Here is a 25003-nt window from a genome sequence, read left to right as displayed (position 1 = left end):
TCTGCTCGTCGTGATCACCGCGGTGGACCGCGTCGACCTGCCTGACGGCGTGGCGGGGCAGTTTGTGGCGGTGATCCTGGCGATCCGGGCCGCCGCGCCCGAGACGACGATCGAGATCCTGACGCCGGACTTCGCGCGCAAGCCGGTCGCGGCGGTGGAGAGCGTGATCGCGGCCCGGCCCGACGTCTTCAACCACAACCTGGAGACCGTGCCGCGGCTCTACCTCTCGATCCGGCCGGGCGCGCGCTACTACCACTCGCTGCGGCTGCTGGAGCGCGTGAAGGAGCGCGATCCGAGCCAGTTCACCAAGTCCGGCGTTATGGTGGGTCTCGGCGAGAGCAAGGAGGAGGTCATGCAGGTGATGGACGACATGCGATCCGCCGGCGTCGACTTCATCACCATCGGTCAGTACCTGCAGCCGAGCCGCAAGCACGCGGCCATCGACCGCTTCGTCCATCCGGACGAGTTCGCCGCGCTGGCCGAGATCGCCAGGGCCAAGGGATTCCTGATGGCCGCGGCGAGCCCGCTCACCCGCTCCTCGCATCATGCCGGCGAGGACTTCGCCCGCCTGCGGGCGGCGCGCGCCGCAAGGCACGCAGCGGCCTAAGGCGCGCGCGCTTGCGGCACCACGTCTCCAAGCTCCTGCCCTACGGCCCCGACGAGCTGTTCCAGCTGGTGGGCGACGTGGCCGCCTATCCGGAGTTCGTGCCGTGGATCAACGGCATGCGCACCTGGAACGCGCGCCACCTTAGCGAGGGCGTGGACGCCGTCGACGCCGAGGCGGGCGTCGGCTTCGCCTTCCTGAAGGAGCGGTTCTCGACCCGCGTGCGCCGCGACGCGATCAACCGGCAGATCGACGTGACGCTGCTCTCCGGGCCGTTCCGCAAGCTGGAGAACCGCTGGCGGTTCCTCGAGGCCGGCCACGGCTGCACGCGCGTGGAGTTCGACATCGACTTCGAGTTCAAGTCGCGTCTGCTCGGCGCCGTGCTGACCGCCAACTTCGCGCACGCCGTGGACAAGCTGATGGGCTGCTTCGAGGCCCGCGCCAGGTCGCTCTACGGCGAGGCCCCGCCCGCGGTCGAGACGCAGCCCGAAGCGCAGGCGAGGCTGGGCGCCCGGCAACCGGCCGCGCGCAACCTCCGGTAGGGAGCAGCAACCTTAGCCGACGCCGCCGGGGCGCTTACCGGGCGCGCGGCGCGAACGGCTTCGGCGGACCGTCGCCGCCCAGGAGCACGCCGCTTGCCGCCTTGCCGTACATCGACTGCGCCGAATTATGAAAACGGGCGCGCGTCTCGGCGACCGAGCCGGTATAGCGCGGATCCTGCGGGCGGGGCCGGCTGTCGATGTAGGCGGCGACGTCCCACGCCTGCTGATCGGAGAGCCGCCCGCCCTGGCTGTAGGGCATATTGGCCTTGATGAAGGCGGCGGCGGTGTCGATCTGCGCGATGCCTGCGCCCCAGTTGTAGGACCGGGGACCCCACAGCGGCGGGAACACAACCGCGGCGCCCGAGCTCTGTCCCGCGCCGTCCGGACCATGGCACATCGCGCAGTACATCGTGTACACGCCGCGCCCGCGGCCGGAGTCCGGCGGCAAGGGAGCGGGCTTGAGCTTCGGATAGCCCTGGCCCGGCAAGCTGGCCCCATGCGGCGCGCCGGTCGCCAGGTACGCCGCATAGCTCTCGAGCGCCACGAGGACCTTGTCGCCCAGCGGCGGGGCCCTGCCGTTCATGCTGTATCGGAAGCAGCCCTGGATCCGCTCGGCGAAAGTATTCACGTGTCCGTTCTTGGCCCGGTACTGCGGAAACATCACGTAGGCCGCCCACATCGGCGCGGAGTTGGGCAGCCGGCCGGCGTCCAGGTGGCAGTTGACGCACTTGAGGTCGTTGCCGACGAACTGCGGGGCCGCGCGGCCGGTATCGACGAAGATCTCGCGCCCGAGCGCAGCCTCCCGGCCGAAGGGGGTGTGCGGGAAGGCGCCGTCGGGCGGCGGGCTGAACGGCTTCTTCCCCGACGCGACGGACGGCGTCGAAGGCGCCGGCCGGTGCTGGCCGAGGCGGCCGGCCAGAAGCCCGGCGCCGAAGACCGCCACGCCCACGAGCCCGGCGATGGCGGCGGTCCTGACGCTCCAGCCGCTCATCGACCCGCCCCGGTCCGGGCCGGCGCGCCGGCCGGCAGGCTGGCGTAGTAGGCGGCGGCCGCCTGGAGGTCCGCCGGCGACAGTCGCGCGGCGATGCCGTTCATGAGCCCCAGCGTGTCGCTTCGGCGCGCGCCGGTCCGGAAGGCGGCGAGCTGGGCGGAGAGGTAGGCCTGGGATTGGCCGGACAGCGGCGGCGTCACCGCACCGACGCCCCGGCCTTCAGGTCCGTGGCAGGCCCCGCAGGCGGGGACATTCGCCGCCCAATCGCCGCGCTCGGCCAGCGCCTGACCGCGAGCCAGGTCGCTCTGCGCCGCAGGATGGGGCGTCAGAGACGGCGTCGGCAGGCGTGCGAAATAGGCGGCGACGGCGCGCCGCTCATCGAGCGTCAGCGCCTTGGCCACTGACGCCATGACGTCGTTCTTCCGAGCCCCGGATGCGAAGCGGTCGAGCTGCTCGGCGAGATAGCCTGCGTCCAGGCCGGCGAGCCGGGGAGCCTGCTGGACGGCCAGACCCTCGCCGGCCGCGCCGTGGCACGAGCCGCAGGCGGGGACGCCGCTCGCGAGGCCCCGCGCGGCGATCTGGCGACCGGAATCGGCGGCGGCAGCCCCCCGGGCGGCTGTCGCGCCCGCGCCTAGGCACGCCAGCAGCGCCAGGCCGGCCGCGGCGAACCGTCGACCGCTCATCGCCAGCTACTCCTCGATGAGGGCGTAGCCTTCGAGTTGCTTGTTGGCCACCGTGGTCAGGGCCGAGAGGTCGATCTCGACGCCCGGAACAACCTCCGGCGGCGTGATCTTGTGTCCCGCCATGGCCTGGCCGCAGACGCGCACGCTGACGCCTGCGGCGCGCAGCTCGTCGATCAGCCGGACGTTGGGATTGGTCGCGCCGGAGTGGCGCGCGGCGAAGGCCTTGTCGGTCATGACGGCCTCGGTGGCGTCGCCGTCGAGCACGGCCGCGATGTGCCGGTGGTCCGCGCCCACCCCGTTGGCGGCAAGGAGATTCACAAGCCGGGCGACCCTCTCCAGCCCCTCGAGCGGCTTCGTCGCATCGAGCGGTCCTTGCGACACCTCGAAGATCACCTTGTAGTCGCGCGTGGGGTCGGGACGCTCCTTGCCCTCGGGCACGGGCGCAAAGCGGCCGTAGTCCGGAATGGCGCGGGTCTCGGCCCGCGTGGCCGTCGTGCAGATGGCGGCCGCCGCCGCGGCGATGACGATGATCCCCTTCATGCGCACACCCAGTTCCGCCCCACCCCTTTGATCGGCTCAGGCGCGGGCGGCGAGAAGCGGTCCCACGCTGCGATAGAGCATGTATGCCGCGACCGCGAACAGGACGAAAGCAAAGATCCGGGCCAGGGCGCCGCGCCGGCTCGCGATCCGGATGGCCAGGCGCATGCCGAGGAAGCCGCCCACGATCCCGCCGCCGATGAAGATCGCGGCGATCCGCCAGTCCACCAGCCCGGAGAGCGCGTAATTGGCGGCGGTCGAGAGCCCGAACACCCCGACCGAGAAGAGCGACGAGCCCACCGCGTAGATCATCGGCATGCCGCTGCCGAGCATGATCCCGGGAACGATGAGGAATCCGCCGCCGATCCCGAAGAACCCCGAGAGCATGCCCGCGCTGAAGCCGATAACCGCCAGCTTGAGGGCGATGCGGGGCGTCAGGCGCACGTGCGGGTCCCCATCGGGCCCGCGGCGCACGAGCATGGAGACGCCGACCGCGATCATCACGAGGGCGAAGAGCGCCAGCAGGTGCTGTCCGTTCGTCAGCTTGCCGGCCGTCGAGCCGATGAAGGCGCCGACCACGCCTGCGCCGGCGAACGTCAAGGCGCAGGGCCATTTCACGTTTCCTGCGCGCGCGTGCTGGGCGAAGTTGGCGAAGGCGCTGACCGCCACGGCGAGCGCGCTCGTGCCGATCGCTACGTGCGGATCGCTCACGCCCACGACGTAGAGCAGCAGCGGAACGGCCAGGATCGAGCCGCCGCCGCCGATCAGGCCGAGGGCGAATCCCACGACGACGCCCGAAAGGACGGTCAGGAGGTCATGAAGGACCATCGTTTGCTGAGTATCGTTGTATCGGCCGCTCCAAGGCTTAGCTGGGCCGCCGGCCTCCGACCAGAAGGGCGAGCCCAGGAAGAGCTTCGTTCAGCGACTCCCCACGCCCCGATCGCGCGTTCAGGCCACCCGGTCGCGCAGCGCCTGCAGGGCCGACTGGACGGCGGCGAGCTGGATGGCCTCGCGGGTCTCCTCCTCGAAGAACTCCTCGCGGTGCATCAGGGCCTGGTTGGAGCGGGCGGTGGCGATGTGGACGGTGCCGACCGGCTTCATGGGCGTGCCGCCGCCCGGGCCCGCGACGCCGGTGACGGCGACCGCGACGTGGGCGTTGGAGTTCTCGAGCGCGCCCTCGGCCATCATCCGGGCCACCGGCTCGGAGACCGCGCCAAGGTCGGCGATGAGGTCGCCGGGGACGCCCAGCAGCTCCTGCTTGGCGCGGTTGGAATAGGTGACGAAGCCGCGCTCGAAGACGTCGGAGGCGCCGGACACCTGGCAGATCGCGCCGGCCACCAGCCCGCCCGTGCAGCTCTCGGCGGTGACGATGCGCAAGGAGCGCTCCCGCGCCTCGTCCACCAGCAGACGGGCCAGGGTGACGATCTCCAGCGAGAACATGTTTCGGCGCCCTCTTAACGGCTCATAAGCTCGGGTTCGGCGAGACAGAACATCGCTCCCGCACCTGCATCAAGGCGATTCGCGCCATGACCACCATCGCCGTCGAAACCCGCGCCCTGCGCGCCCCGCCCGCGCTGTTCGCGGTGACGGTGTTCGCCAGCGCCGCCCTGGTGTTCATGGTCGAGCCGATGGTGGCCAAGCTGGTGCTGCCGCTGCTGGGCGGCAGCCCGTCGGTCTGGAACACCAGCCTGGCGTTCTTCCAGGCGGCGCTCCTGGCAGGCTACGCCTACGCCCACCTGCTGCAGCGGATCCGTCGCGTGCGGACCCAGGCGGTGATCCATCTGGCCCTGGTCGCCATCGCCGCCCTGGTGCTGCCGCTCAAGGTGCACGAGCTGTTCGGTTCGCCGTCGTGGACGCATCCGGCGCTGTGGCTGCTGGGCGTGCTCGCCGTCTCGATCGGGCCGCCGTTCGCCATCCTCTCGGCCACCGCCCCGCTGACCCAGGCGTGGTACGCCCAGACCGTGGGCGCGGAAGAGCCGGGCAAGGAGCCCTACGTGCTCTATGCCGCCAGCAACCTGGGCAGCCTGATCGCGCTCCTGGCCTACCCGATCGTCGTCGAGCCGGTGTTCACGGTGCGCGGGCAGACGCTCGGCTGGAGCACGGGCTACGTGGCCTTCGCCCTGCTGCTTGCGGCGCTCGCCGTGGTCTGCGCCCGCGCCCCGGCCGTTGACGGGCCCGAGCCGAGCGTCGGCGCGGCGGCCCAGACGCCCGCCATCACCTGGCGCGAGCGGCTGATCTGGCTCGCGCTCGCCGCCATCCCGTCCAGCCTGATGCTGGGGGTGACGACGCATCTGACGACCGACGTCGCCTCCGCGCCGTTCCTGTGGGTGGGGCCGCTCGCGCTCTACCTGCTCACCTTCATCATCGCCTTCCAGGCGAAGCCCGCGATCCCGCAGCACATCGCGCTGGTGGTCCAGGCGGCGGCGGTGGCGGGCTGCGCGGCCCTGTTGCCGTTCAAGGCGAACGGTTTCCTGCTGCAGCTCGGCGTGCACCTGTCCGCCTTCTTCTTCACCGCGCTCGTCTGCCACCAGGGGCTGGTCGCCCGCCGGCCGCCGCCGGCGCGACTGACCGAGTTCTACCTGTGGCTCTCGATCGGCGGCGTGGTGGGCGGCGCCTTCAACGCGTTCGTCGCGCCGGCGATCTTCGACAACGTCTGGGAATACCCGCTGGTGCTGACGCTCTCCTGCCTGGCGCGGCCGGGCGAAGGCGAGGTCCGGCTCGGTCACTGGGCGCTGCTGGTGCTGAGCGCCGTCTCGGGCGTCGCCGCCCCGGTGCTGGTGACCCTGGCGAGCGCCCACCCCTCGGCCCGCCTGGCGATCGGCCAGCTGAGCAGCTTCGACCTCGTGGTCGTGGCCGCGCGCGTGGCGCTGGGCGCGGCGGCGATCTCGGCGTTCCTGATCCGCGACCGGGTGCTGCTGTTCTGCGCGGCGATCGCGGTGCTCTCGCTAGGGGCGCAGGCCGCCGCCGACCGGGTCGACACCGAGCACACCTGGCGCAGCTTCTTCGGCGTGGTCCGCGAGTCGGATTTCCAGGTGGCGGCGCTCGGCGGTCGGGTGAGGATGCTGACGCACGGCAGCACCCTGCACGGTGCGCAGGCCGTGGATCCGAGGTACCGCTGCCGGCCGCTGGTCTACTACGCGCCCGGCACGCCGATCGGGCAGGTGTTCCTGGCCAAGGCGGCGGCCAAGCCGAACCTGCGGATCGGCGCGGTTGGCCTGGGGACCGGCTCGGTCGCGGCCTACGTCCGGCCGCGCGACCACCTGACGTTCTTCGAGATCGATCCGCTGGTGATCCGCATCTCCAGCGACCCGAGGTACTTCAGCTACACCACCGAGTGCGCCAAGGGGCCGATCGACTACGTCGTGGGCGATGCGCGCCTGACGCTCGCCAAACAGCCGCCCGGCGTCTTCGACATCCTGCTGATCGACGCCTTCTCCTCCGACGCGGTGCCCGCCCACCTGCTCACGGTCGAGGCCGTACGGGGCTACCTGTCGCACCTGAAGCCGGACGGCGTCGTCATCCTGCATCTCTCGAACCGCAACCTCGACCTGAAGGCGCCGGCCATGGCGGTGGCCAGGATGGCGGGCGCCGCGGCCCTGCTGCAGGAGCACGTCGCGGCGCCGCGAGATCGGGCGGCCTGGGAGTCCAGCGAGGACGCCCTGGTGCTCGCCAAGTCGCGCGAGGCGCTGGCCGGATTCCGCGCCGACAAGCGCTGGAAGCCGATCGATCCCCTGCTGGCCCGCGCGTGGACCGACGACTACACCAACGTGCCGGGCGCGCTTTACCGCCGACTGAAGGAGCGGATCACCTGGCTGCCCTAGCTAGGCCGGCAGCTCGTAGCCCGCAGCGGTCTCGACCTCGATGGTCTTCTGAACGGCCGGGCGGGCCATCATCCGGTGGTAGTGCGCCTCGAGGTTCGGGAACTCGCCGGGCGGGGGGCGCAGCGAGTTGCGGAACCGCCAGAACAGCCGGAACAGGTGGATGTCGGCCATGCCGTACGCGTCAACCGCCCAGCCGGCGCCGAGCTTCGCGTCGGCGATCGCGTAGATCTTGCGGGCGTGCTCCAGGCCCTGGCGCCGCGCCGGATGCACGGCCGAAGCGATGAACGACATCCAGGAGACCGCCCGGGCCTGCGCCTCCAGATCCTGCGGCCAGAGCCCGGCCTCGGGAAAGCGGCCGCCCAGGTAGAACAGGATCGCCGCGACCTCGGTGAGCGGGCTCCCGTCGATCAGCAGCAGCGGCACCTTGCCTTCCGGGTTGAGCGCCAGGAACTCGGCGGTGTGGTTCTCGTCCCTGCGGAACGAGACGGGCCGAGCCTCGAACGGGACGCCGATCTCGTGCAGCGCGATGTGCGGCGCCATGGAGCTCGCGCCCGGCGCATAGAAGAGGGTCAGGCTCTCGGGCCGGCTCAGGGCGGCGTCTCCACCGAGACCACCGCCTGCGCCATCAGGCCCTCCTCGCGGCCGGTGAAGCCCATGCCTTCGGTCGTGGTGGCCTTGACGCTCACCCGCTCGACCCCGACGCCCAGCAGATCGGCGATCCGCTGGCGCATGGCCTGCCGATGCGGCCGGACCTTGGGTCGTTCGCAGACCAGCGTCAGGTCGGCGTTGAGGATGCGGCCGCCCTGCCGCGCCAGCAGCGAGACCGCGTGGCGCAGGAACTGGTCCGAGGAGGCGCCCTTCCAGCGCGGGTCGCTGGGCGGGAAATGCTCGCCGATGTCGCCCTCGCCGATCGCCCCAAGAACCGCGTCGGTCAGGGCGTGCAGGCCGACGTCGGCGTCGGAATGGCCGACCAGCCCCAGCTCGTGCTCGATGCGGATGCCGCAGAGCCAGACCACGTTGCCCGGCCCGAACCGGTGCGCATCGACGCCGAGGCCGGTGCGCACGATGCGTCGCGAGGCCGCGAGCTGCTCGGCCAGCAGGAAGTCCTCCGGATAGGTGAGCTTCATCAGCATCGGATCGCCCGGGACCATGGCGACGCGCCCGCCGGCGCGCTCCATGACCGACGAATCGTCGGTGGGTTCCTCGCCGGTCGGCCAGCGACGATAGGCGGCCTTCAGGCGCCCGAATCGGAACGCCTGCGGCGTCTGCGCCCGGTAGAGGCCCTCGCGCGGGACGGTCTCGTCCACCAGGCCTTCGCCGCGCTTCAGGGTGTCGGGGACGGGCAGGGCGGGCACGGCGCCGTCGGCGACGTCGAGGGCCGCCAGGAGCCGGTCCACGTGCGCCCGGGCGACGAACGGGCGGGCCGCGTCGTGCACCAGCACCGGCTGGGTGCGCGCAGCGGTGATGGCCGCGAGACCCGCCTGCACCGAGTCCGCGCGGGTGCGGCCGCCGGTGACGGCGCGCCAACCTTCGAGCCCCGCCAGCGCCTCGTCCACCTGGCCAAGCCGCTCGCGCGCGACCACGACGACGACCTCCGCCGCGCCAGCCGACAACAGGCCCTCGACCGACCACCGGATGATCGGCCGTTCCCCGAGGGTGCGCCAGACCTTCGGCTCGCCCGGGCCGGCCCGCAGGCCCGCGCCCGCTGCGACCACCACCGCCGCGAAGCTCATGGCGACGTTCTTAGGGCTCCTGCGACGCCTGTTCCAGCTTTACGGCGTCGTGCAGCTTGCCTAAAAAGCCGGCGGCGCGGATGACTAGAAAATGAGCAGCACGGTCAAGATCGGGGCGGTGGCGATCGGCGGGCGATGCTGGATCGCGCCGATGACCGGCGTGTCCGACCTGCCGTTCCGCCGGGCCGCCAGCCGGCTGGGTGCGGCCTATGTGGCGACCGAGATGGTGGCCTGCGCCGAGTTCGCCAAGGGCCGCCCCGACGTGGTCCGCCGGGCGGCGGTGGGCGAGGGCCTGCCGCTGATGGTGGTGCAGCTGGTCGGACGCGATCCGACGCATATCGCCGAAGGCGCGAAGCTCGCCGCCGCTGCGGGCGCCCAGGTGATCGACCTGAATTTCGGCTGCCCGGCCAAGGAGGTGACGGGGGCGCTCTGCGGTTCGGCGCTGATGCGGGAGCCGGCGCTCGCCGAGCGGCTGATCGCCGCGGCCGTGGACGCCGTGGACGTGCCCGTGACGGTGAAGATGCGGCTCGGCTGGGACGAGCTCTCGAAGACGGCGCCGGAGCTCGCGGCCCGGGCGGAGGCGCTGGGCGCGCAGGCGGTCACGGTCCACGGCCGGACGCGGCGCCAGTTCTACAAGGGCTCGGCGGACTGGGGGGCGGTGCGCGACGTGAAGGCCGCCGTCGCGATCCCGGTGATCGTCAACGGCGACATCGCAGATGGCGAGAGCGCCCGGGCGGCCCTGCGGGCCTCGGGCGCCAATGCGGTGATGGTCGGCCGCGGCGTCTATGGGCGGCCGTGGATCGCCGCCCAGCTGGAGGCGGAGCTCGCGGGGGGCGGGTTCGCCGCGCCCGGCGCGGAGGCGCGGCTCGCCATCGCGCTGGATCACTTCGAGGACAGCCTGCGCTTCTATGGCGACCGGCTCGGGCTGCGCATCTTCCGCAAGCACCTGGCCTCCTATGTGGACCAGGCGCCGTGGCCGGCCGATCCGCAGGCCCGCCGCGCGGCCCGCGCCGAGCTTTGCCGGTTGGAGGAGCCGCGCGCCGTAGTGCGCGCGCTGAGCGCTTTGTGGACCGGTCCGGAACGGCGGCTCGCCGCATGAGCCCCCAGACCCTGAATCCGGCCCGCGCGCCCGACGCGGAGGCGCTGAAGGCGGCGGCCTTCGACCTCAGCCCCGATCCCTCGATGGTGGTCGACGCCGCCGGCGCGCTGGCCGCGGTGAACGAGGCGGCCGAGGCGCTGTTCGGCCATGGCCTGAGCCTGCTGGCGCGCGGGCGCTTCCTCTCGGCCCTGCCGCCCGGCTCGGCGCTGGCGGCGCTGCTGGAGCGGGCCCGCGCGGAGGGCGTGCGGGTGCGCGAGCGCGGCCTGGAGATCAACCTCTTCGGCCTGCCGCCGTTCGAGGCGGACGGGGCGGCCGCCCCGCTGGGCGACGGCTCGCTGCTGCTGACGCTGACGGTGCGCACCGGCCTGGGGGTCGAGCGGGGCGGGGCGGAGGCCGCGGGCCTGCCGGCGATCTCGGGGCTCGGGCGCATGCTGGCGCACGAGATCAAGAACCCGCTGGCCGGCATCCGCGGCGCGGCGCAGCTCCTCAAGTCGGGCGCGAAGGCCGAGGACGCCCCGCTCGCCCAGCTGATCGTCGACGAGACCGACCGCGTCGCCCGCCTGGTCGACCGGATGGAGGCTTTCTCCGAGGACGTGCTGCCGGCGCTGGCGCCGATCAACATCCACCAGGTGCTGGACCGCGTGCGGGCGCTGGCCGCCAACGGCGTAGCCGACGGACTGGCGCTTCGCGAGCAGTACGACCCGTCGCTGCCGCCGGTGCTGGGCGACGAGGACCAGCTGATCCAGATCTTCCTCAACCTGGTGAAGAACGCCGCCGAGGCCGCCCATGCCCGCGGCGACGGGCGTGGCGAGATCACCATCCACACCGCCTACCGGCATGGCGTGCGCGTGCGCTCCACGCGCGGGCAGTCGCTGCGCGGCGCCCCGCTCGAGGTCCGCATCCAGGACAATGGGCCCGGCGTGCCGGCGCACCTGCGCGAGCACCTGTTCCAGCCGTTCGTCACCTCCAAGCCGAACGGCGCAGGCCTCGGCCTGGCGCTGGTCGCCAAGCTCGCCGCGGCGCACGGCGGGCTGATCGATTTCGAATCCGAAGCCGGACGGACAGTCTTCCGGGTGCTCCTGCCGATCGCCGCCGAAGAGGACGCCTGAGCCCATGAACGCCGCCGCCAAGAAGATCCTGATCGCCGACGACGACGCCTCGATCCGGCTCGTGCTCTCGCAGGCGTTCACCCGGCTCGGCTACCAGGTGCGGGCCACCGGCAACGCCGCGACCCTGCTGAAGTGGGTCTCGGACGGGGAGGGGGACCTCGTGGTCACCGACGTGGTGATGCCCGACGAGAACGTGTTCAACGTCCTGCCGCGCATCCGCAAGCAGCGGCCGAAGCTGCCGGTGATCGTGATGAGCGCCCAGAACAACCTGGTCACGGCGGTGAACGCCGCGGAGGTGGGCGCCTTCGAGTACGTGCCCAAGCCGTTCGACCTCGACGACATGACCTCGGCGGCGAGACGCGCGCTCTCGAAGCCGGCCGATGCGGAGGCCGCCAAGGCGCAGGCCCGCGCCATCCGCGACGATCGCCTGCCGCTGATCGGCCGCTCGGCGCCCATGCAGGAGGTCTATCGCACCGTCGCCCGCCTGGTCGGCGCCGACCTGACCGTGCTGATCACCGGCGAGTCCGGGACCGGCAAGGAGCTGGTCGCCCGCGCGTTGCATGACATGGGCCGCCGCCGCGACGGCCGCTTCGTGGTGATCAACCTGGCCGCCGTGCCGCGCGAGCGGGTGGAGGCGGAGCTGTTCGGCAAGGAGGACGGGGCGGCCGGCAAGCTGGTGGAGGCCGACGGCGGGACCCTGTTCCTGGACGAGATCGGCGACATGCCGCTCGACGCCCAGACGCGGCTGCTCCGGGTCATCGACGGCTCCGAGCCGGCGATCAATCCCAAGACCGGCCGCCGGCCGAACGTGCGCATCATCGCGGCCACCAACCGCGACCTCCGGGGCCTGATCCGGCAGGGGCTGTTCCGCGAGGACCTGTTCTTCCGCCTGAACGTCGCGCCGCTGCGGCTGCCGCCGCTGCGCGACCGGGTGGAGGACATCCCGGACCTCGCCCGCGCCTTCCTGCTGCGGGCCAACCGCGAGGGGCTTCCCGCGAAGACCATCGACGGCGGCGCCCTGGAGCGGCTCAAGCTGCATCCCTGGCCCGGCAACGTGCGCGAGCTCGAGAACCTGGTCCGCCGGATCTGCGCCCTCTATGCCGAGGACCTGATAAGCGCGCGCATCGTCGAGCGCGAGCTGGAGGACCTGCAGCCGGCGAACCACGGCGAGGATCGGCCGGCGACGCTCTCGGAACTCGTGGAGCGCAAGCTCTCCAGCTACTTTGCCGACCAGCCCGAGGGCGTGCCGCCGCCGGGACTCTACGACCGGGTGCTGGAGGAGGTGGAGCGGCCGCTGATCCAGCTCACGCTGTCGGCCACCCGCGGCAACCAGGTGCGCGCGGCCGAGATCCTGGGCCTCAACCGCAACACGCTTCGCAAGAAGATCCAGGACCTGGGCGTGGAAATCAGTCGCGGGCGTCGCTGACACCATAGTGCAACATCGCTGTTGAGTTTGGAGCACAGTTGCTTAGGCTCCGGCCCTCATGGCCCTGCTCACCCAGCCCATTCCCGGCGGCGCGTCCGTCGTGGAGCGCCTGCAGCGCCTGATCCAATCGCGCCTCCTGCTGGCCTGCAGCTACGGGCTGGCGGCCGGGCTGACGGGGCTCGCCATCCTGCTCGCCGCCTCGCCGCCCGAGACGGGGCCGCTGGGGCCGGCCAGCCAGCCGATCCTGACGGTGTTGAGCGTCAACCTCGTCCTGATCCTCGGGCTGACCACGGTTGTGACGCTGAGGTTCGCCGCCCTGCTTCGCGCCCGCGACCGCGATCCGGGCGCGCGGCTGCACCTGCGATTCGTCACCTTGTTCGCGTTTGCGGCGCTCGCGCCGGCGATCGTGGTGGCGCTGTTCTACGGCGTGCTGGTCAGCCGCGGGGTCGAGAACTGGTTCAGCCAGCGCGTTCAGACGGTGGTGGAGAACTCGGCGACCGTGGCCCGGTCCTACGTGGGGGACCAGAAGCGCTACATCGGCGACCACGTCACGCTGATGTCCGCGGACCTGAACCGCGAGGCTTCGAGCCTGCAGACCAGCCCGATCGCGTTCAGCCACTACCTCGCGGTGCTGGCCTCCTACCACGCCTTCCCGGCCGCCTACCTGATCGACCGCCAGGGGCGCGTGCTAGCCCGCGCCGAGACGGCCGATGCGCCGCCCTTCGTGATGCCGCCGGAGTCCAGCTTCAAGGCCGCCGACGAGGGCGACATCTCCGTTCCCGCCTTCGATTCCACCGACCTGATGCGGGCCGTCTATCGACTGCGCGGTTTTCCCGACGCCTACCTCTACGTGGTCCGGCCGCTGGAGAAGGGCATCCTGAACCACCTGCGCGACGCCGAGGGCGCGCTGGTCTCCTACCGCGAGGCGGCGCAGAACCGCGAACGCATCCAGACGATCTTCGCGCTGTCCTATGCCGAGACCGCGCTCCTGGTGCTGGTGGCGGCCGTGTGGCTCGGCCTGTGGTCCGCCAACGCCATCTCCGGGCCGGTGGCCAGGCTGGTGCAGGCGGCGGGGCGGATCGCGGGCGGCGACCTCAGCGCCCGCGTCGACGCCGACAACGATCCAGAAGAGATTGCGGTATTATCGCGTGCATTCAACAGTATGACGAATGATCTTCAGGTGCAGCAGGAGGCGCTTCGGCGGGCCAGCCTGGAGGCCGAGGAGCGTCGCCAGTTCATCGAGACCGTCCTCGCCGGCGTCAGCGCCGGGGTGATCGGCCTCGACGCCCGCGGCCGCATCTCGGCGGCCAACCGCCAGGCCGTGAACCTGCTGGCGCTGCCGGGCGATCACGGCCGCGGCCGCAGGCTCTCCGAGGTGGCGCCGGAATTCGCCGAGGTGCTGGAGACCGCCGGCAGGGCGGGCGCGGGCGAGGCGGAGGTCGACGTCGTGCGCGGCCGCGAGACGCGCCGGCTGCGGCTGCGGGCGAGCCGCATCGAAGGGGGCCTGGTGCTGACCTTCGACGACATCACCCGGCTGGTCGCCGCGCAGCGCAACGCCGCCTGGCGCGATGTCGCCCGCCGCATCGCCCACGAGATCAAGAACCCGCTCACCCCGATCCAGCTCTCCGCCGAGCGGCTGCGCAAGAAGTTCCGCCGCAACGTGCCGCAGGGCGAGGTGGAGACCTTCGACCGCTGCACCGACACGATCGTGCGCCAGGTGGGCGACATAGGCCGGATGGTCGACGAGTTCTCCGCCTTCGCGCGCATGCCCGCTCCGAAGTTCGCCGAGCACGACGCGGCCGAGCTGCTCCGCCAGGCGGTGTTCGCGCAGCGGGTGGCGAGCCCCGACATCGACGTCGAGCTGGAGGAGCCGCCGCCGCGCGTGCCGGTGCTGGCCGACGAGCGGATGCTCGCCCAGGCGCTGGGCAACGTGCTGAAGAACGCCGCCGAGGCGGTGGGCGCGCGGCAGGCCGCCGAGCCGCGGCTCGAGGGCCGCATTCGCGCACGACTCAACGCCGACGACAGCGGCGTGGTGTTCGAGGTCGAGGACAACGGCGTGGGCCTGCCGTCGAAGGATCGCGACCGGCTGACCGAGCCCTATGTGACGACGCGCGAGAAGGGCACCGGCCTCGGGCTCGCCATCGTCAAGCGAATCCTGGAAGACCACGGGGGCGAGCTGGAGCTCGCCGACGCGCGCGAGGAGCGCGGCGCCCTGGCGATCCTGAGACTTCCTCCGGCGGCGCGGGTTCGTCCGCAGACCGTCTCGGCAAAGGCCACGGCGTGAGGGTGGGTGATGGCGTCTGACGTTCTGGTGGTCGATGACGAGGCCGATATCCGCGACCTCGTGGCCGGCATCCTCTCCGACGAGGGTTACGCCGTGCGCACCGCGACGGATTCGGAATCGGCGCTCGCCGCCGTCAGGGCCCGCAAGCCGGCGCTGCTGGTGCTCGACATCTGGATGGCCGGCGGCGGCATGGACGGGCTCGAGCTGCTGGACCTCGTGAAGGCGCTGGATCCGGACCTGCCGGTGATCATGATCTCCGGCCACGGCAACATCGAGACCGCCGTGAGCGCCATCAAGCGCGGCGCCTACGACTTCCTGGAGAAGCCGTTCAAGTCGGACCGCCTGCTGCTGGTGGTGGAGCGCGCGCTGGAGGCCACCAGCCTGCGCCGCGAGAACCGCCGGCTGCGCGCCCAGGCGCTGACGCCGGAGGGGCTGATCGGCCGCTCGATGGCGGCCCAGCACCTGCGCAACATCGTGGCCAAGCTCGCCTCGGCGAACAGCCGCGTGCTGATCTCCGGGCCGGCCGGGGCCGGCAAGGAGACGGTGGCGCGGATGATCCACGCGGCGGGGCCCCGCGCCCGCAGCGAGTTCGTGGTGCTCTCGGCCGCCGGCATGACGCCGGAGCGGATCGACATCGAGCTGTTCGGCGAGGAAGGAGAGGGCGGCCGGCCGGCCAAGATCGGGGTCTTCGAGCAGGCCCACGGCGGCACGCTCTACCTCGACAAGGTGGCCGACATGCCGCGCGAGACGCAGAGCCGGATCCTGCGCGTGCTGGTCGAGCAGCGGTTCCGGCGGGTGGGAGGCGCCTCGGACGTCCAGGTCGATGTCCGCGTCATCTCCTCGACCTCGCGCGACCTGCGCGAGGAGATCGCCGCCGGTCGGTTCCGCGAGGACCTGTTCCACCGGCTGAACGTGGTGCCGGTGAACGTGCCGGGCCTCGCCGAGCGGCGCGAGGACATCCCCGAGCTGGTGGACTATTTCATCGGCCGGATCTGCGAGGCCTCGGGGCTGGCCCGGCGGCGGCTGGCCGACGATGCGGTCGCCGCCCTGCAGGTGCGCGCCTGGCCGGGCAACCTGCGCCAGCTGCGCAACAATGTGGAACGCATCCTGATCCTCGCGCCGGGCCTCGCCGGCGATCCGATCACCGCCGACATGCTGCCGGCCGAGGCGACGGTCAGCGACCAGGCGACCAGCCTGGGCGCCGAGCGGATCATCTCGCTGCCGCTTCGCGAGGCGCGCGAGGTCTTCGAGCGGGAGTACCTGAACGCCCAGATGCTGCGCTTCTCCGGCAACATCTCGCGCACAGCGGCCTTCATCGGCATGGAGCGCTCGGCGCTGCACCGGAAGCTGAAGTCGCTGGGCCTCTCCGGCGCGCGCCAGCTCGAGGAGGAAGTCGGCTGATGGGCCCCTACCGGGCATCCCGGCGAAGGCGGGGGGAGTGATGGGGCGGGTCGCCTATGTGAACGGCCGCTTCGTGCCGCACGGCGAAGCCATGGTCCACATCGAGGATCGCGGCTACCAGCTGGCTGACGCGGTCTATGAGGTCTGGGCGCTGTTCGACGGCAAGCTTTCGGACGCCGAGGGACACTTCGCCCGCCTGGAGCGCAGCCTTTCGGAGCTCTCGATCGCCATGCCGATGAGCCGCAAGGCGCTGACGCTGGTGCTGAAGGAGGCGGTCAGGCGCAACCGCGTGCGCGAGGGGCTGGCCTATCTGCAGGTCAGCCGCGGCGTCGCCCCGCGCGAGCACGCCTTCCCCGCAAGGCACGTCCCGCCCTCGATGGTGATCACTGTGAACGCCGTCGACCGGGCCGCAACCGAGGCCAAGGCCGCCAAGGGGATCGGCGTCGTCACCACGCCGGAGAGCCGCTGGGGGCGTTGCGACATCAAGACCGTGGGGCTGCTGCCGAACGTGCTCGCCAAGCAGAAGGCGAGGGCGGCCGGCGCCTACGAGGCCTGGTTCGTCGACGAGCTGGGGTTTGTCACCGAGGGCGCATCGTCCAACGCCTGGATCGTCGACCGCGACGGGCGGCTGCGCACCCGCGACACCAACGCCAACATCCTGCGCGGCATCACCCGGCGCACGCTGATGGACGTGATCGCCGAGGAGGGGCTCGCGCTCGACGAACGGCCGTTCACGCCGGACGAGGCCAAGCATGCGCAGGAGGCCTTCGTCACCGGTGCGGGCGCGCTGGTGCTGCCGGTGATCTCGGTCGACGGAACCCCGGTGGGCGAGGGACGGCCCGGTCCGCTCGCCCTGAAGCTTCGGCGCCTCTACATCGAGCGCGCCCAGGCGACGTCGGTCTGACCAGGGCGGCGCTCGAGCGCCTCCGTCGGTCGGCCCATACCGCTCTCGCAAAGGGCTCGCCGCGCCGGAGGGAACCTTTGCCGGACCGGCCTATCTAACGTCGTTATCGCAAGCCGCGATGGGCGAGACGCAGATGGCCAGCAAAATCATCCAGAGCCCTGTCCTATTGGCGTCGCTGGCGGCGGGCGCTGTGCTCACCCTGGTCGGCTGCAGCACGCTGATGTCAGCCAACCGTCCCCCGGCGCCGCAGACTGCGGCCGAGGCGGAGGGCCGGCAGATCTTCCGCTACGACACGTTCGGCGACGAGCAGCTGTGGACCGACAAGCTGCGCATGGCCGAGATCGTGGACCGCAAGGTGACGCCGCTGCAGGCCCTGGGGCTCGGCCTCAAGGTCGACATGGACAAGCTCAACTTCGGCAGCTTCATCCTGCACAACCCCCTGGGCGCGAGCGGCACCCGGGAGCTGTTGCGCGAGGACGCGGTGGTGGGCCTCAAGGCGACATTCGACAACGAAGGTCGCGTCCAGCGCATCGGGGTCACCTGCGCGCTCTGTCATTCCACCGTCGACGACGCGATGCTCCCAGGAATCGGGCATCGGCTGGATGGCTGGCCCAACCACACCCTGAATGTCGGCGCGGTCATCGCGCTGTCGCCGGTCCTCACGCCCCAGCAGCGGGCGGTCTACAATTCGTGGGGCAAGGGCCGCTACGACCCGCGCTACAACTTCGACGGCAAGAACACGCCCCTCGAGATCCCGCCGGCCTATGGCCTGGCCGACGTCAAGAATGAGACCTACACGGCGGAAGGCCCGATCTCCTATTGGAACGCCTATGTGGCGGTGACCCAGATGGGCGGTCACGGCGACTTCTCCGACCCGAGGCTCGGCATCGACATCCACCAGACGCCGGACCTCGTCACCGCCAAGCTGGCGCCGCTGAGGGCCTACCAGCATGGCATCCCCGCGCCCGTCGCCGGACGTGCGTCCGCCAGCGCAGCCGCCGCCCACGGGCAGGCGGTGTTCGCCACCGACTGCCAGAGCTGTCACGTGGGCGGAAACGGCACCGACAACAACGCCGGAATCCTGCACCAGCCTTCGGAGACCGGGATGGATGGCGCCTATGCGGCGCGGACCGCCGTGAAGGCCTATCGCACCACGCCGCTGCGCGGCCTGCGCTTCCACGCGCCCTATTTCCATGACGGGAGCGCGGCCACCCTGAGCAACGTGGTCGACCACTACGACCGGGTCCGCCACCTGCAGCTGAGCGCCAGGGACAAGCACGATCTCGTCGAGTACCTGAAGACGCTCTGACCCGCCGCCGGGGCCGAGCCCGCACACGCCGAGCCTCCGGCCCGAGTCGGGGGGCGTGCGCAATTGCGCCCATCGCAAATCCCGGTCTAGCGTGGCCGTCGCGTGTGTGGGCGGCGGCTGGCCGCCCGTGACAACGAAAAGAGGCGGTCAAGCCGTGAGCGACAAAAAACAGAACCTCCAGGACACCTTCCTGAACAGCGTGCGCAAGTCCAAGACGCCGCTCACCATCTTCCTGGTGAACGGCGTCAAGCTTCAGGGCGTGGTGAGCTGGTTCGACAACTTCTGCGTTCTGCTGCGCAGAGACGGGCAGTCCCAGCTCGTCTACAAGCACGCGATCTCCACCATCATGCCGGCGCAGCCCGTGCAGCTCTATGAGCCGGCCGAAGACGAGACCGATTGAGTTCGAAATCCATCGATCGACGGGCGCCGATCCAAGGCGCCGTCGTCATCCACCCCGATCGGGAGGGCCGCAGCCGCTCCCGCGATCCCGAGGCGCGCCTGGAGGAGGCGGTCGGGCTCTCGGAGGCGCTCGACCTGGAGGTGCGCGACGGGATCATCGCGCCGCTCCGCCGGCTGACGCCCGCCACCCTGTTCGGCAAGGGCAAGGTTGAGGAGATCGGCCGGCTGGTCGTGGCCGTCTCGGCCGACGTGGCCGTGGTCGATGACGCGCTCACCCCGGTGCAGCAGCGCAACCTGGAGCGGGCCTGGGACTGCAAGGTGATCGATCGCACCGGGCTGATCCTGGAGATCTTCGCGCGTCGGGCCCGCACGCGGGAGGGGCGCCTGCAGGTCGAGCTCGCCCGGCTCAGCTACGAGCGCTCGCGCCTGGTCAGGACCTGGACCCACCTGGAGCGGCAGCGCGGCGGCTTCGGGGTGATGGGCGGTCCCGGCGAGACCCAGATCGAGACCGACCGGCGGCTGATCGCCGAGCGGATCGCCAAGCTGAAGCGGGAGCTGGTCGAAGTGCGCCGCACGCGCACCCTGCAGCGCTCGGCGCGCCGGCGCGTGCCGTTCCCGTCGGTGGCGCTGGTCGGCTACACCAACGCCGGCAAGTCGACGCTGTTCAACCGCCTGACGGAAGCCGAGGTCGTGGCCGAGGACATGCTGTTCGCCACCCTCGATCCGACGCTGCGGACACTGAAGCTGCCGGACGGCCGCCCGGCCATCCTCTCGGACACCGTGGGCTTCATCTCCGACCTGCCGCACGAACTGGTGGAGGCGTTCCGCGCGACGCTTGAGGAGGTGCGGGAGGCCGACGTCATCCTTCACGTGCGCGATATCGCAAGCGAGGAGAGCGCGGCCCAGGCGCAGGACGTGCGCGAGGTGCTGGCGCGGCTCGAGATCGACACCGACGAGCGCCGGATCCTGGAGGTATGGAACAAGCTCGACCTGCTGGACGAGGAGGCGCGGCGAACCGCGGGAGGCGACGCCCGCCGGGCGCACCCGCCGGCGATCCTGGTCTCAGCCGTGACCGGGGAGGGGTGCGAGGCCCTGTTGCGCGCCGTCTCGGGGCTGGTCGACGAGGCGCCGCCGGTCGAGGTCGTCGCGCCGGCGGGCGAGGGCGCGGCGATCGCCTGGCTCTACCGCAACGGCCGGGTGATCGAGCGCGACACCGCCGACGACGGGGCGGTGCGCCTGCAGGTCAGCCTGACCGCCCAGGCGCTCGGCCAGTTCGAGCAGCTATTCCCCGCGACGCAGGTGAGGGCGCGCTGAGGCGGCACGGTCCCCTTCGACCCGACCCGCCTCCGCAGCCTTGGCCTCGTTCCACAGCGCGTCCATCTCCGGCAGGTCGGAGCTTTCGGGCGACTTGCCATCTTCCGCAAGTTTCTGCTCGATGTAGCGGAAACGGCGGACGAACTTGGCGTTCGTGGCGCGCAGCGCATCCTCCGGGTCGACATCCAGGGCGCGGGCGAGGTTGGCGACCACGAACAGCACGTCGCCCATTTCCTGGCGGGCCTTCTCGATATCGCCGGCGGCGACCTCCACCTTCAGCTCGGCGACTTCCTCGTCGAGCTTTTCCAGCACCTCCTTGGCCGAAGGCCAGACGAAGCCGACGCCGGCTGCGCGCCGGGACAGCTTCACCGCGCGGGTGAGCGCGGGCAGGCCCACGGGCACGTCGTCCAGCAGGCTCCCCGTGCGGCCCTTTTCCTGACGCTCGGCGGCCTTCAGCTGCTCCCAGCCTTGCTTCTGCTCGGCGAGCGAGCCGTAGGATTCATCGGCGAACACATGCGGGTGGCGGCGGACCATCTTGTCGTTGATGGCGCGCGCGACGTCGTCGAAGTCGAAAGCCCCGTCCTCTTCAGCCATGCGGGCGTGGAAGACGACCTGCAGCAAAAGGTCGCCGAGCTCGTCCCTGAGGTCCTTGAGATCGCCGCGTTCGATCGCGTCGGCGACCTCATAGGCCTCTTCGACGGTGTAGAGCGCGATGGTCGCGAAGGTCTGCTCGATATCCCACGGACAGCCGTCCTTGGGGTCGCGCAGGCGCGCCATGATGGCGAGGAGCCGGTCGATCGGCCGGAGCTCGGCCGGCGGCGCGGGTCGGGTCATGGCGCCATCCTAGCGCTGCACCGCATCCGCGGCGCAAGAGGGCCCGGAATTCGGTTGTGGATGAGCACGAGGGGAGACGGATCGCCACGCCGGAGCATCGGTCCGAATTGCGCCTAAGGTAGATTATCGGAAATTATCGATGGGCTTCTCGAGGCAGCGCCAGATCCCCTCGCGCGATCCGCTCCAGCGTCTCGACGAAGAACGCCGGCTCCAGCTCCCGTACACGGGCTTCCAGCGTCTCCGGCGTGTCGTCGGGACGCACCTCGACCGCTCGCCGCGCCACCTCGGGCCCATGGTCATACTCCTCGTCGACCAGATGGATCACGACGGCGCTGGCCGGCGACCTGGCCGCCAGCACGGCCTCGTGCACGCGCCGGCCGTACATCCCGTGGCCGCCGAACTCCGGCAGCGGCCCCGGATGGATGTTCAGCACCCGGCCCGCGTAGAGCGCCAGCGTCTGCGCCCCCAGCCGGCGAAGATAGCCAGAAAGAACAATCAGTTCGACGCGGTGGGCCGCCATCGCCTCGGCCAGCCGCACGTCGGCGGCCTCCGGCTCGGCCTGGGTCGGAATGCAGAGGCTCGGCACGCCCTCGGCGCGTGCGAAATCCAGCGCCGCGGCGCCGCGGTTATTGCTGACCAGCAGCCGCGCCTCGGCGGCAAGCTCGCGCCTGCGGATCGCGCGCACAATCGCCTGGGCGCTCGAGCCTGTTCCTGACGCCAGGAAGCCCAGCTTAAGCGGCGGGTTCATTGGACGAATTCCGACGCGAGTTCATGTGACACGCGAAGTCCGTCGAAGGCCGGCTCGACGCCCTCCGGGAGCTGGCGTGCGAGGTCCTCGTAATCGAGGTCGATGTGCAGATTGGTCAGGATGGCCCGCCGTGGCCTGACCTGCGCGATCCACTCCAGGGTGCGCTCCACATGGGCGTGCGTCGGGTGCGGTCGCCAGCGCAGCGCGTCGACGATCCAGACGTCCAGGTCGGCCAGCGCCTCGAAGGCCGCCGCATCGAGGTTCACCACATCGCTGGAATAGGCCACCCCGCCGAACCGGTAGCCCACCGAGCGTATGCCGCCATGATCCTGGTCGAAGCTGACCACCGGAATGGCCCCGGATGGTCCCTCCACCGTCCAGCGCACGCCATGGGCCGGCAGCGGCCGGACGTCGCAGATCGCCGGATAGCCCGCCTCGCCCTGGAAGATGTAGTCGAACCGCCGGATCATGGAGCGCTCGGTGGCCGCATCCATGAAGCACGGGATGCGCGTCCGCTGGCGCAGGAAGAAGGCGCGGACGTCATCTATGCCGTGCACCTGGTCGGCGTGGTCGTGGGTGAGCAGGACCGCATCGAGCCGCTTGGCGCCGGCCTGGGCGGTCTGCAGCCGGAGGTCCGGCGCGGCGTCCACGAGCACCGTGGTCTCCGCCTCGGGGCCCGTCCCCCTGCGCCGGACCAGCAGCGAGCAGCGGGTGCGCAGGTTCCTCGGATCGGCCGGATCGCAGGCGCCCCATTCGCCATCCGCCCGCGGCACGCCGCCGGAGGAGCCGCAGCCCAGGATGGTGACCTCGAGGGCGGCGCTCACGGGCGCGGAATCCGGTCGAACAGGGCGAAGAAGGCGTCCTCGGTGCGAGCCTCCGCCTCTCGCAGCGACCAGCCGCGGATCTCGGCGAGCTTCGCCAGCACGTGCGGCAGGAAGGCCGGCTCATTGCGGCGGCCGCGGTACGGGACGGGCGCCAGGTAGGGACAGTCCGTCTCCACCATGATGCGCGCCTGCGGCATATCGCGGATCACGGCGCGCACCTCTTCAGCCGCCCGGAAGGTCGCGATCCCGGAGACCGAGAACCAGGCCCCCAGCGCCGCCGCGCGGGCCGCCAGCTCGGCGCCCGAGGTGTAGCAGTGCATCAGGATGCGGAAGGCGCCCCTGGCGTGCTCTTCCTCCAGGATGTCGCCCATAGCCTGGTCGGCCTCGCGGGCGTGCACCACCAGCGGCAGGCCGGTCTGCCGCGCGGCGGCGATGTGGGCGCGGAACACCTTGGCCTGGATGTCGCGGGGGCTGAGGTCGTAGTGGAAGTCGAGGCCGCACTCGCCGATGCCGACCACGCGCGGATCGGCGGCGAGGTCGATCAGCGTCTGCGGCGACAGTTCAGGGTCCTCCTTGGCCTCGTGCGGATGGGTCCCGGCGGTGCACCAGATGTCCGGATGTTGCGCCACCAGCCGGGTCTTCTTGAAGCTGGCGACCCGATCGCTGATCTCCACCATCAGCCGCACGCCGGAGGCGAGCGCGCGGGCGATGACGGCCTCGCGGTCTTCGTCGAATTGCGGCGCGTGCAGGTTGACGTGGCTGTCGATCAGCATCGGCTCTGGGCGGGCTCAGGCCTGGGCGGCCTGGCGCAGTTCGGTCAAGGCCGCGAACAGGGCGTCGGTCCGGTCGAGGTTGAGGGTCTCGACCTCGCGCGGCAGGCGCGAGAGCGTCTCCCACGCCGCGGCCCAGCGATCAAGCGCCGCCTGGCCCTCGGCGGCCCGCGCGGCCGCCAGCGCATGCACCCGCTCGGCGAGGCGCTCGAACAGCAGGGTGAACTGGACCATCCCCTCCCCGCCGCGGAACCTGTCGGCGAGCGACAGCGCCAGCCCCTCGTCCAGCCGCGGCAGCTCGGCGACGATCGCCCGCGCCGCATCGTCGAGCGCCAGGGCGTGGCCCGCCGCGAGCGCCAGCGCCCGGCCCGGCGCGCCGCCCGCCATCGCCGCCAGCCGCAGCGCCTCCTCGGCGTTGACCTCGCTGCGGGCGCGCACGAAGGCGGCGGCCGCCTCGATCGGCAGCGGCGCGAACGCCAGCCGCCGGCAGCGCGAGCGGATGGTGGCCAGGAGGCGGCCGGGCGCATGGCTCACCACCAGCAGGACGCCCCGGGTGGGCGGCTCCTCCAGCGTCTTGAGCAGCGCGTTCGCGGCGTTCAGGTTGAGGTCGTCGGCGGCGTCGACGATCGCCACCCGGTGCGGAGCGCTGGCCGGCGACTTGGAGAAGAATTCCGACAGCCGGCGCACCTCGTCGACGGGGATCACCCTGCGCGGCTTGCCGTCGTCGCCGAGGCGTTCGACCACCAGCAGGTCCGGATGCGCCCGCGCCGCCACCTGGCGGCTCACCGGATGCTCCGGGCGCGCGCCCAGCAGGCCCAGGGACGGCTCCGCGGGCACGCCGAGCAGCCGGCGGGCGGCGCGGTAGGCGAAGGTCGCCTTGCCCACCCCTTCCGGCCCGGTCAGCAACCACGCGTGATGCAGCCGTCCGCGGCTGCGGCTGGCGTCGAAAGCGGCCTCGGCCGGCTCGTGGCCGACGAGCTCGAACACCTCGCGCGGATGGGCGATCGCCGCCTCAGCCATGAACCGCCAGCCGCGCCTGGACGGCGGCCCAGACCGCCGCCTCCACCGCCTCCATGCCGCCGGCGGCGTCGATGACTGCGCAGCGGCCGGGCTCGGCCTTGGCGATCGCCAGGAACCCGGCGCGCAGCCGGCGGTGGAAGTCCATGCCCTTGGATTCGAAGCGCATCTCGCCGCCCCGCCCGGCGGCGCGCTGCAGCCCCACGTCCGGCGGCAGGTCGAAGATCAGCGTCAGGTCCGGCCGGACGTCGGGCAGGATGAACTGCTCCAGCGCCGCGATCAGGCCGGGATCGACGCCGCCGCCGGCCCCCTGGTAGGCGCGGGTGGAATCGGCGAAACGGTCGCAGACCACCCAGGCGCCGCGCTCCAGCGCCGGGCGGATCACCCGCTCCACATGGTCGCGGCGGGCGGCGTACATCAGCAGCGTCTCGGTGACCGGCGACCAGCGGTCGGCGGCGCCGTTCAGGACGAGGTCGCGGATCGCCTCCGCGCCCGGCGAGCCGCCCGGCTCGCGGGTGGCGACGACGCTCAGGCCCTGCGCCTCCAGCCGCGCTGCGAGCCGCTTGAGCTGGGTCGACTTGCCCGCCCCCTCGCCGCCTTCGAATGTGATGAACCGCCCGCGCGCCACGAGTCCAAGATGGCCGCTTCGCAGCG

The 25003-nt window shown here is 71.6% G+C and carries 25 protein-coding genes; 12 read left to right on the top strand and 13 right to left on the bottom strand.

The window, feature by feature from the left end; genetic code table 11:
• On the top strand, window positions 1-607 hold a 607-nt coding region (locus Q0W60_RS05020; RefSeq protein WP_297693174.1), incomplete at its 5' end, for a lipoyl synthase.
• Window positions 608-618: 11 nt separating this feature from the next.
• Complete coding sequence (locus tag Q0W60_RS05015) at window positions 619-1146, top strand: type II toxin-antitoxin system RatA family toxin (RefSeq protein ID WP_297693171.1); 528 nt, start codon at window positions 619-621, stop codon at window positions 1144-1146.
• A 34-nt stretch (window positions 1147-1180) separates the two neighbouring features.
• On the opposite strand, the gene Q0W60_RS05010 is transcribed toward Q0W60_RS05015, so the two are convergent.
• From Q0W60_RS05010 to Q0W60_RS04990, 5 genes are all read right to left on the bottom strand, one after another.
• On the bottom strand, window positions 1181-2137 hold the full coding sequence (locus Q0W60_RS05010) for a c-type cytochrome (RefSeq protein WP_297693169.1): 957 nt from the start codon (window positions 2135-2137) through the stop codon (window positions 1181-1183).
• Window positions 2134-2820, bottom strand: coding sequence for a c-type cytochrome (locus Q0W60_RS05005; RefSeq protein ID WP_297693167.1), 687 nt, complete (start codon window positions 2818-2820; stop codon window positions 2134-2136). Before Q0W60_RS05005 ends, Q0W60_RS05010 begins: the two co-directional genes overlap by 4 nt.
• Window positions 2821-2826: 6 nt before the next feature.
• Window positions 2827-3360: a DsrE family protein gene (locus Q0W60_RS05000; protein WP_297693165.1), complete on the bottom strand. Its 534-nt coding sequence runs from the start codon at window positions 3358-3360 to the stop codon at window positions 2827-2829.
• 36 nt (window positions 3361-3396) lie between these two features.
• Entirely contained in the window at window positions 3397-4185 is a 789-nt protein-coding gene (locus tag Q0W60_RS04995) for a sulfite exporter TauE/SafE family protein (RefSeq protein ID WP_297693164.1), read from the bottom strand.
• 120 nt (window positions 4186-4305) lie between these two features.
• The gene (locus tag Q0W60_RS04990) at window positions 4306-4797 is read right to left on the bottom strand and encodes a CinA family protein (protein ID WP_297693162.1); all 492 of its coding nucleotides are present in this window, start codon (window positions 4795-4797) and stop codon (window positions 4306-4308) included.
• Between the two features lie 86 nt (window positions 4798-4883).
• Between Q0W60_RS04990 and Q0W60_RS04985 the strand changes: the two genes are divergently transcribed.
• Window positions 4884-7178 carry a fused MFS/spermidine synthase gene (locus Q0W60_RS04985; RefSeq protein WP_297693161.1) on the top strand — a complete coding sequence of 765 codons (2295 nt, stop codon included), beginning with the start codon at window positions 4884-4886 and terminating at the stop codon, window positions 7176-7178.
• Here Q0W60_RS04985 and Q0W60_RS04980 read toward each other — a convergent pair whose 3' ends face one another.
• The gene (locus tag Q0W60_RS04980; protein WP_297693182.1) at window positions 7179-7751 is read right to left on the bottom strand and encodes a glutathione S-transferase family protein; all 573 of its coding nucleotides are present in this window, start codon (window positions 7749-7751) and stop codon (window positions 7179-7181) included.
• A 14-nt stretch (window positions 7752-7765) separates the two neighbouring features.
• Window positions 7766-8911 carry a bifunctional 2-C-methyl-D-erythritol 4-phosphate cytidylyltransferase/2-C-methyl-D-erythritol 2,4-cyclodiphosphate synthase gene (locus Q0W60_RS04975; RefSeq protein ID WP_297693159.1) on the bottom strand — a complete coding sequence of 382 codons (1146 nt, stop codon included), beginning with the start codon at window positions 8909-8911 and terminating at the stop codon, window positions 7766-7768.
• Between the two features lie 91 nt (window positions 8912-9002).
• Here Q0W60_RS04975 and dusB point away from each other — a divergent pair, with 91 nt between their 5' ends.
• From dusB to hflX, 9 genes are all read left to right on the top strand, one after another.
• Window positions 9003-10010, top strand: coding sequence for a tRNA dihydrouridine synthase DusB (gene dusB, locus Q0W60_RS04970; protein WP_297693157.1), 1008 nt, complete (start codon window positions 9003-9005; stop codon window positions 10008-10010).
• Window positions 10007-11119: an ATP-binding protein gene (locus Q0W60_RS04965; protein ID WP_297693155.1), complete on the top strand. Its 1113-nt coding sequence runs from the start codon at window positions 10007-10009 to the stop codon at window positions 11117-11119. Before dusB ends, Q0W60_RS04965 begins: the two co-directional genes overlap by 4 nt.
• A 4-nt stretch (window positions 11120-11123) precedes the next feature.
• On the top strand, window positions 11124-12545 hold the full coding sequence (gene ntrC, locus Q0W60_RS04960) for a nitrogen regulation protein NR(I) (RefSeq protein ID WP_297693153.1): 1422 nt from the start codon (window positions 11124-11126) through the stop codon (window positions 12543-12545).
• Between the two features lie 58 nt (window positions 12546-12603).
• Window positions 12604-14829, top strand: coding sequence for a PAS domain-containing sensor histidine kinase (locus tag Q0W60_RS04955; protein ID WP_297693151.1), 2226 nt, complete (start codon window positions 12604-12606; stop codon window positions 14827-14829).
• Between the two features lie 9 nt (window positions 14830-14838).
• On the top strand, window positions 14839-16230 hold the full coding sequence (locus tag Q0W60_RS04950; RefSeq protein WP_297693149.1) for a sigma-54 dependent transcriptional regulator: 1392 nt from the start codon (window positions 14839-14841) through the stop codon (window positions 16228-16230).
• A gap of 40 nt (window positions 16231-16270) precedes the next feature.
• Window positions 16271-17134 carry a D-amino-acid transaminase gene (locus Q0W60_RS04945; protein WP_297693147.1) on the top strand — a complete coding sequence of 288 codons (864 nt, stop codon included), beginning with the start codon at window positions 16271-16273 and terminating at the stop codon, window positions 17132-17134.
• A 133-nt stretch (window positions 17135-17267) separates the two neighbouring features.
• Window positions 17268-18443, top strand: a complete 1176-nt coding sequence (locus Q0W60_RS04940; protein ID WP_297693145.1) for a c-type cytochrome — start codon at window positions 17268-17270, stop codon at window positions 18441-18443.
• 154 nt (window positions 18444-18597) lie between these two features.
• The gene (gene hfq / locus Q0W60_RS04935) at window positions 18598-18843 is read left to right on the top strand and encodes an RNA chaperone Hfq (RefSeq protein ID WP_257818028.1); all 246 of its coding nucleotides are present in this window, start codon (window positions 18598-18600) and stop codon (window positions 18841-18843) included.
• A complete protein-coding gene (gene hflX, locus Q0W60_RS04930) occupies window positions 18840-20156 on the top strand; it encodes a GTPase HflX (protein WP_297693141.1) in 1317 nt (438 codons plus the stop codon). Before hfq ends, hflX begins: the two co-directional genes overlap by 4 nt.
• Here the strand turns inward: hflX and mazG are convergent.
• From mazG to tmk, 6 genes are all read right to left on the bottom strand, one after another.
• Window positions 20124-20990, bottom strand: a complete 867-nt coding sequence (mazG, locus tag Q0W60_RS04925; protein ID WP_297693139.1) for a nucleoside triphosphate pyrophosphohydrolase — start codon at window positions 20988-20990, stop codon at window positions 20124-20126. The two genes, hflX and mazG, sit on opposite strands and share 33 nt — an antisense overlap.
• A gap of 133 nt (window positions 20991-21123) precedes the next feature.
• On the bottom strand, window positions 21124-21738 hold the full coding sequence (locus Q0W60_RS04920) for a phosphoribosylglycinamide formyltransferase (protein WP_297693137.1): 615 nt from the start codon (window positions 21736-21738) through the stop codon (window positions 21124-21126).
• Window positions 21735-22562: an MBL fold metallo-hydrolase gene (locus Q0W60_RS04915; protein ID WP_297693135.1), complete on the bottom strand. Its 828-nt coding sequence runs from the start codon at window positions 22560-22562 to the stop codon at window positions 21735-21737. The genes Q0W60_RS04920 and Q0W60_RS04915 overlap by 4 nt, the downstream gene beginning before the upstream one ends.
• Window positions 22559-23335 carry a TatD family hydrolase gene (locus Q0W60_RS04910; protein WP_297693133.1) on the bottom strand — a complete coding sequence of 259 codons (777 nt, stop codon included), beginning with the start codon at window positions 23333-23335 and terminating at the stop codon, window positions 22559-22561. The genes Q0W60_RS04915 and Q0W60_RS04910 overlap by 4 nt, the downstream gene beginning before the upstream one ends.
• Window positions 23336-23350: 15 nt before the next feature.
• Entirely contained in the window at window positions 23351-24352 is a 1002-nt protein-coding gene (locus Q0W60_RS04905) for a DNA polymerase III subunit delta' (RefSeq protein WP_297693131.1), read from the bottom strand.
• On the bottom strand, window positions 24345-24977 hold the full coding sequence (gene tmk, locus Q0W60_RS04900) for a dTMP kinase (RefSeq protein ID WP_297693130.1): 633 nt from the start codon (window positions 24975-24977) through the stop codon (window positions 24345-24347). The genes Q0W60_RS04905 and tmk overlap by 8 nt, the downstream gene beginning before the upstream one ends.
• Window positions 24978-25003: the final 26 nt, after the last annotated feature.

It is taken from the genome of Phenylobacterium sp., assembly GCF_025934275.1.
Lineage (GTDB): Bacteria > Pseudomonadota > Alphaproteobacteria > Caulobacterales > Caulobacteraceae > Phenylobacterium.
The sequence above is the reverse complement of the archived record's forward strand: the minus strand, read 5'-3'. Positions and strand labels throughout refer to the sequence as shown.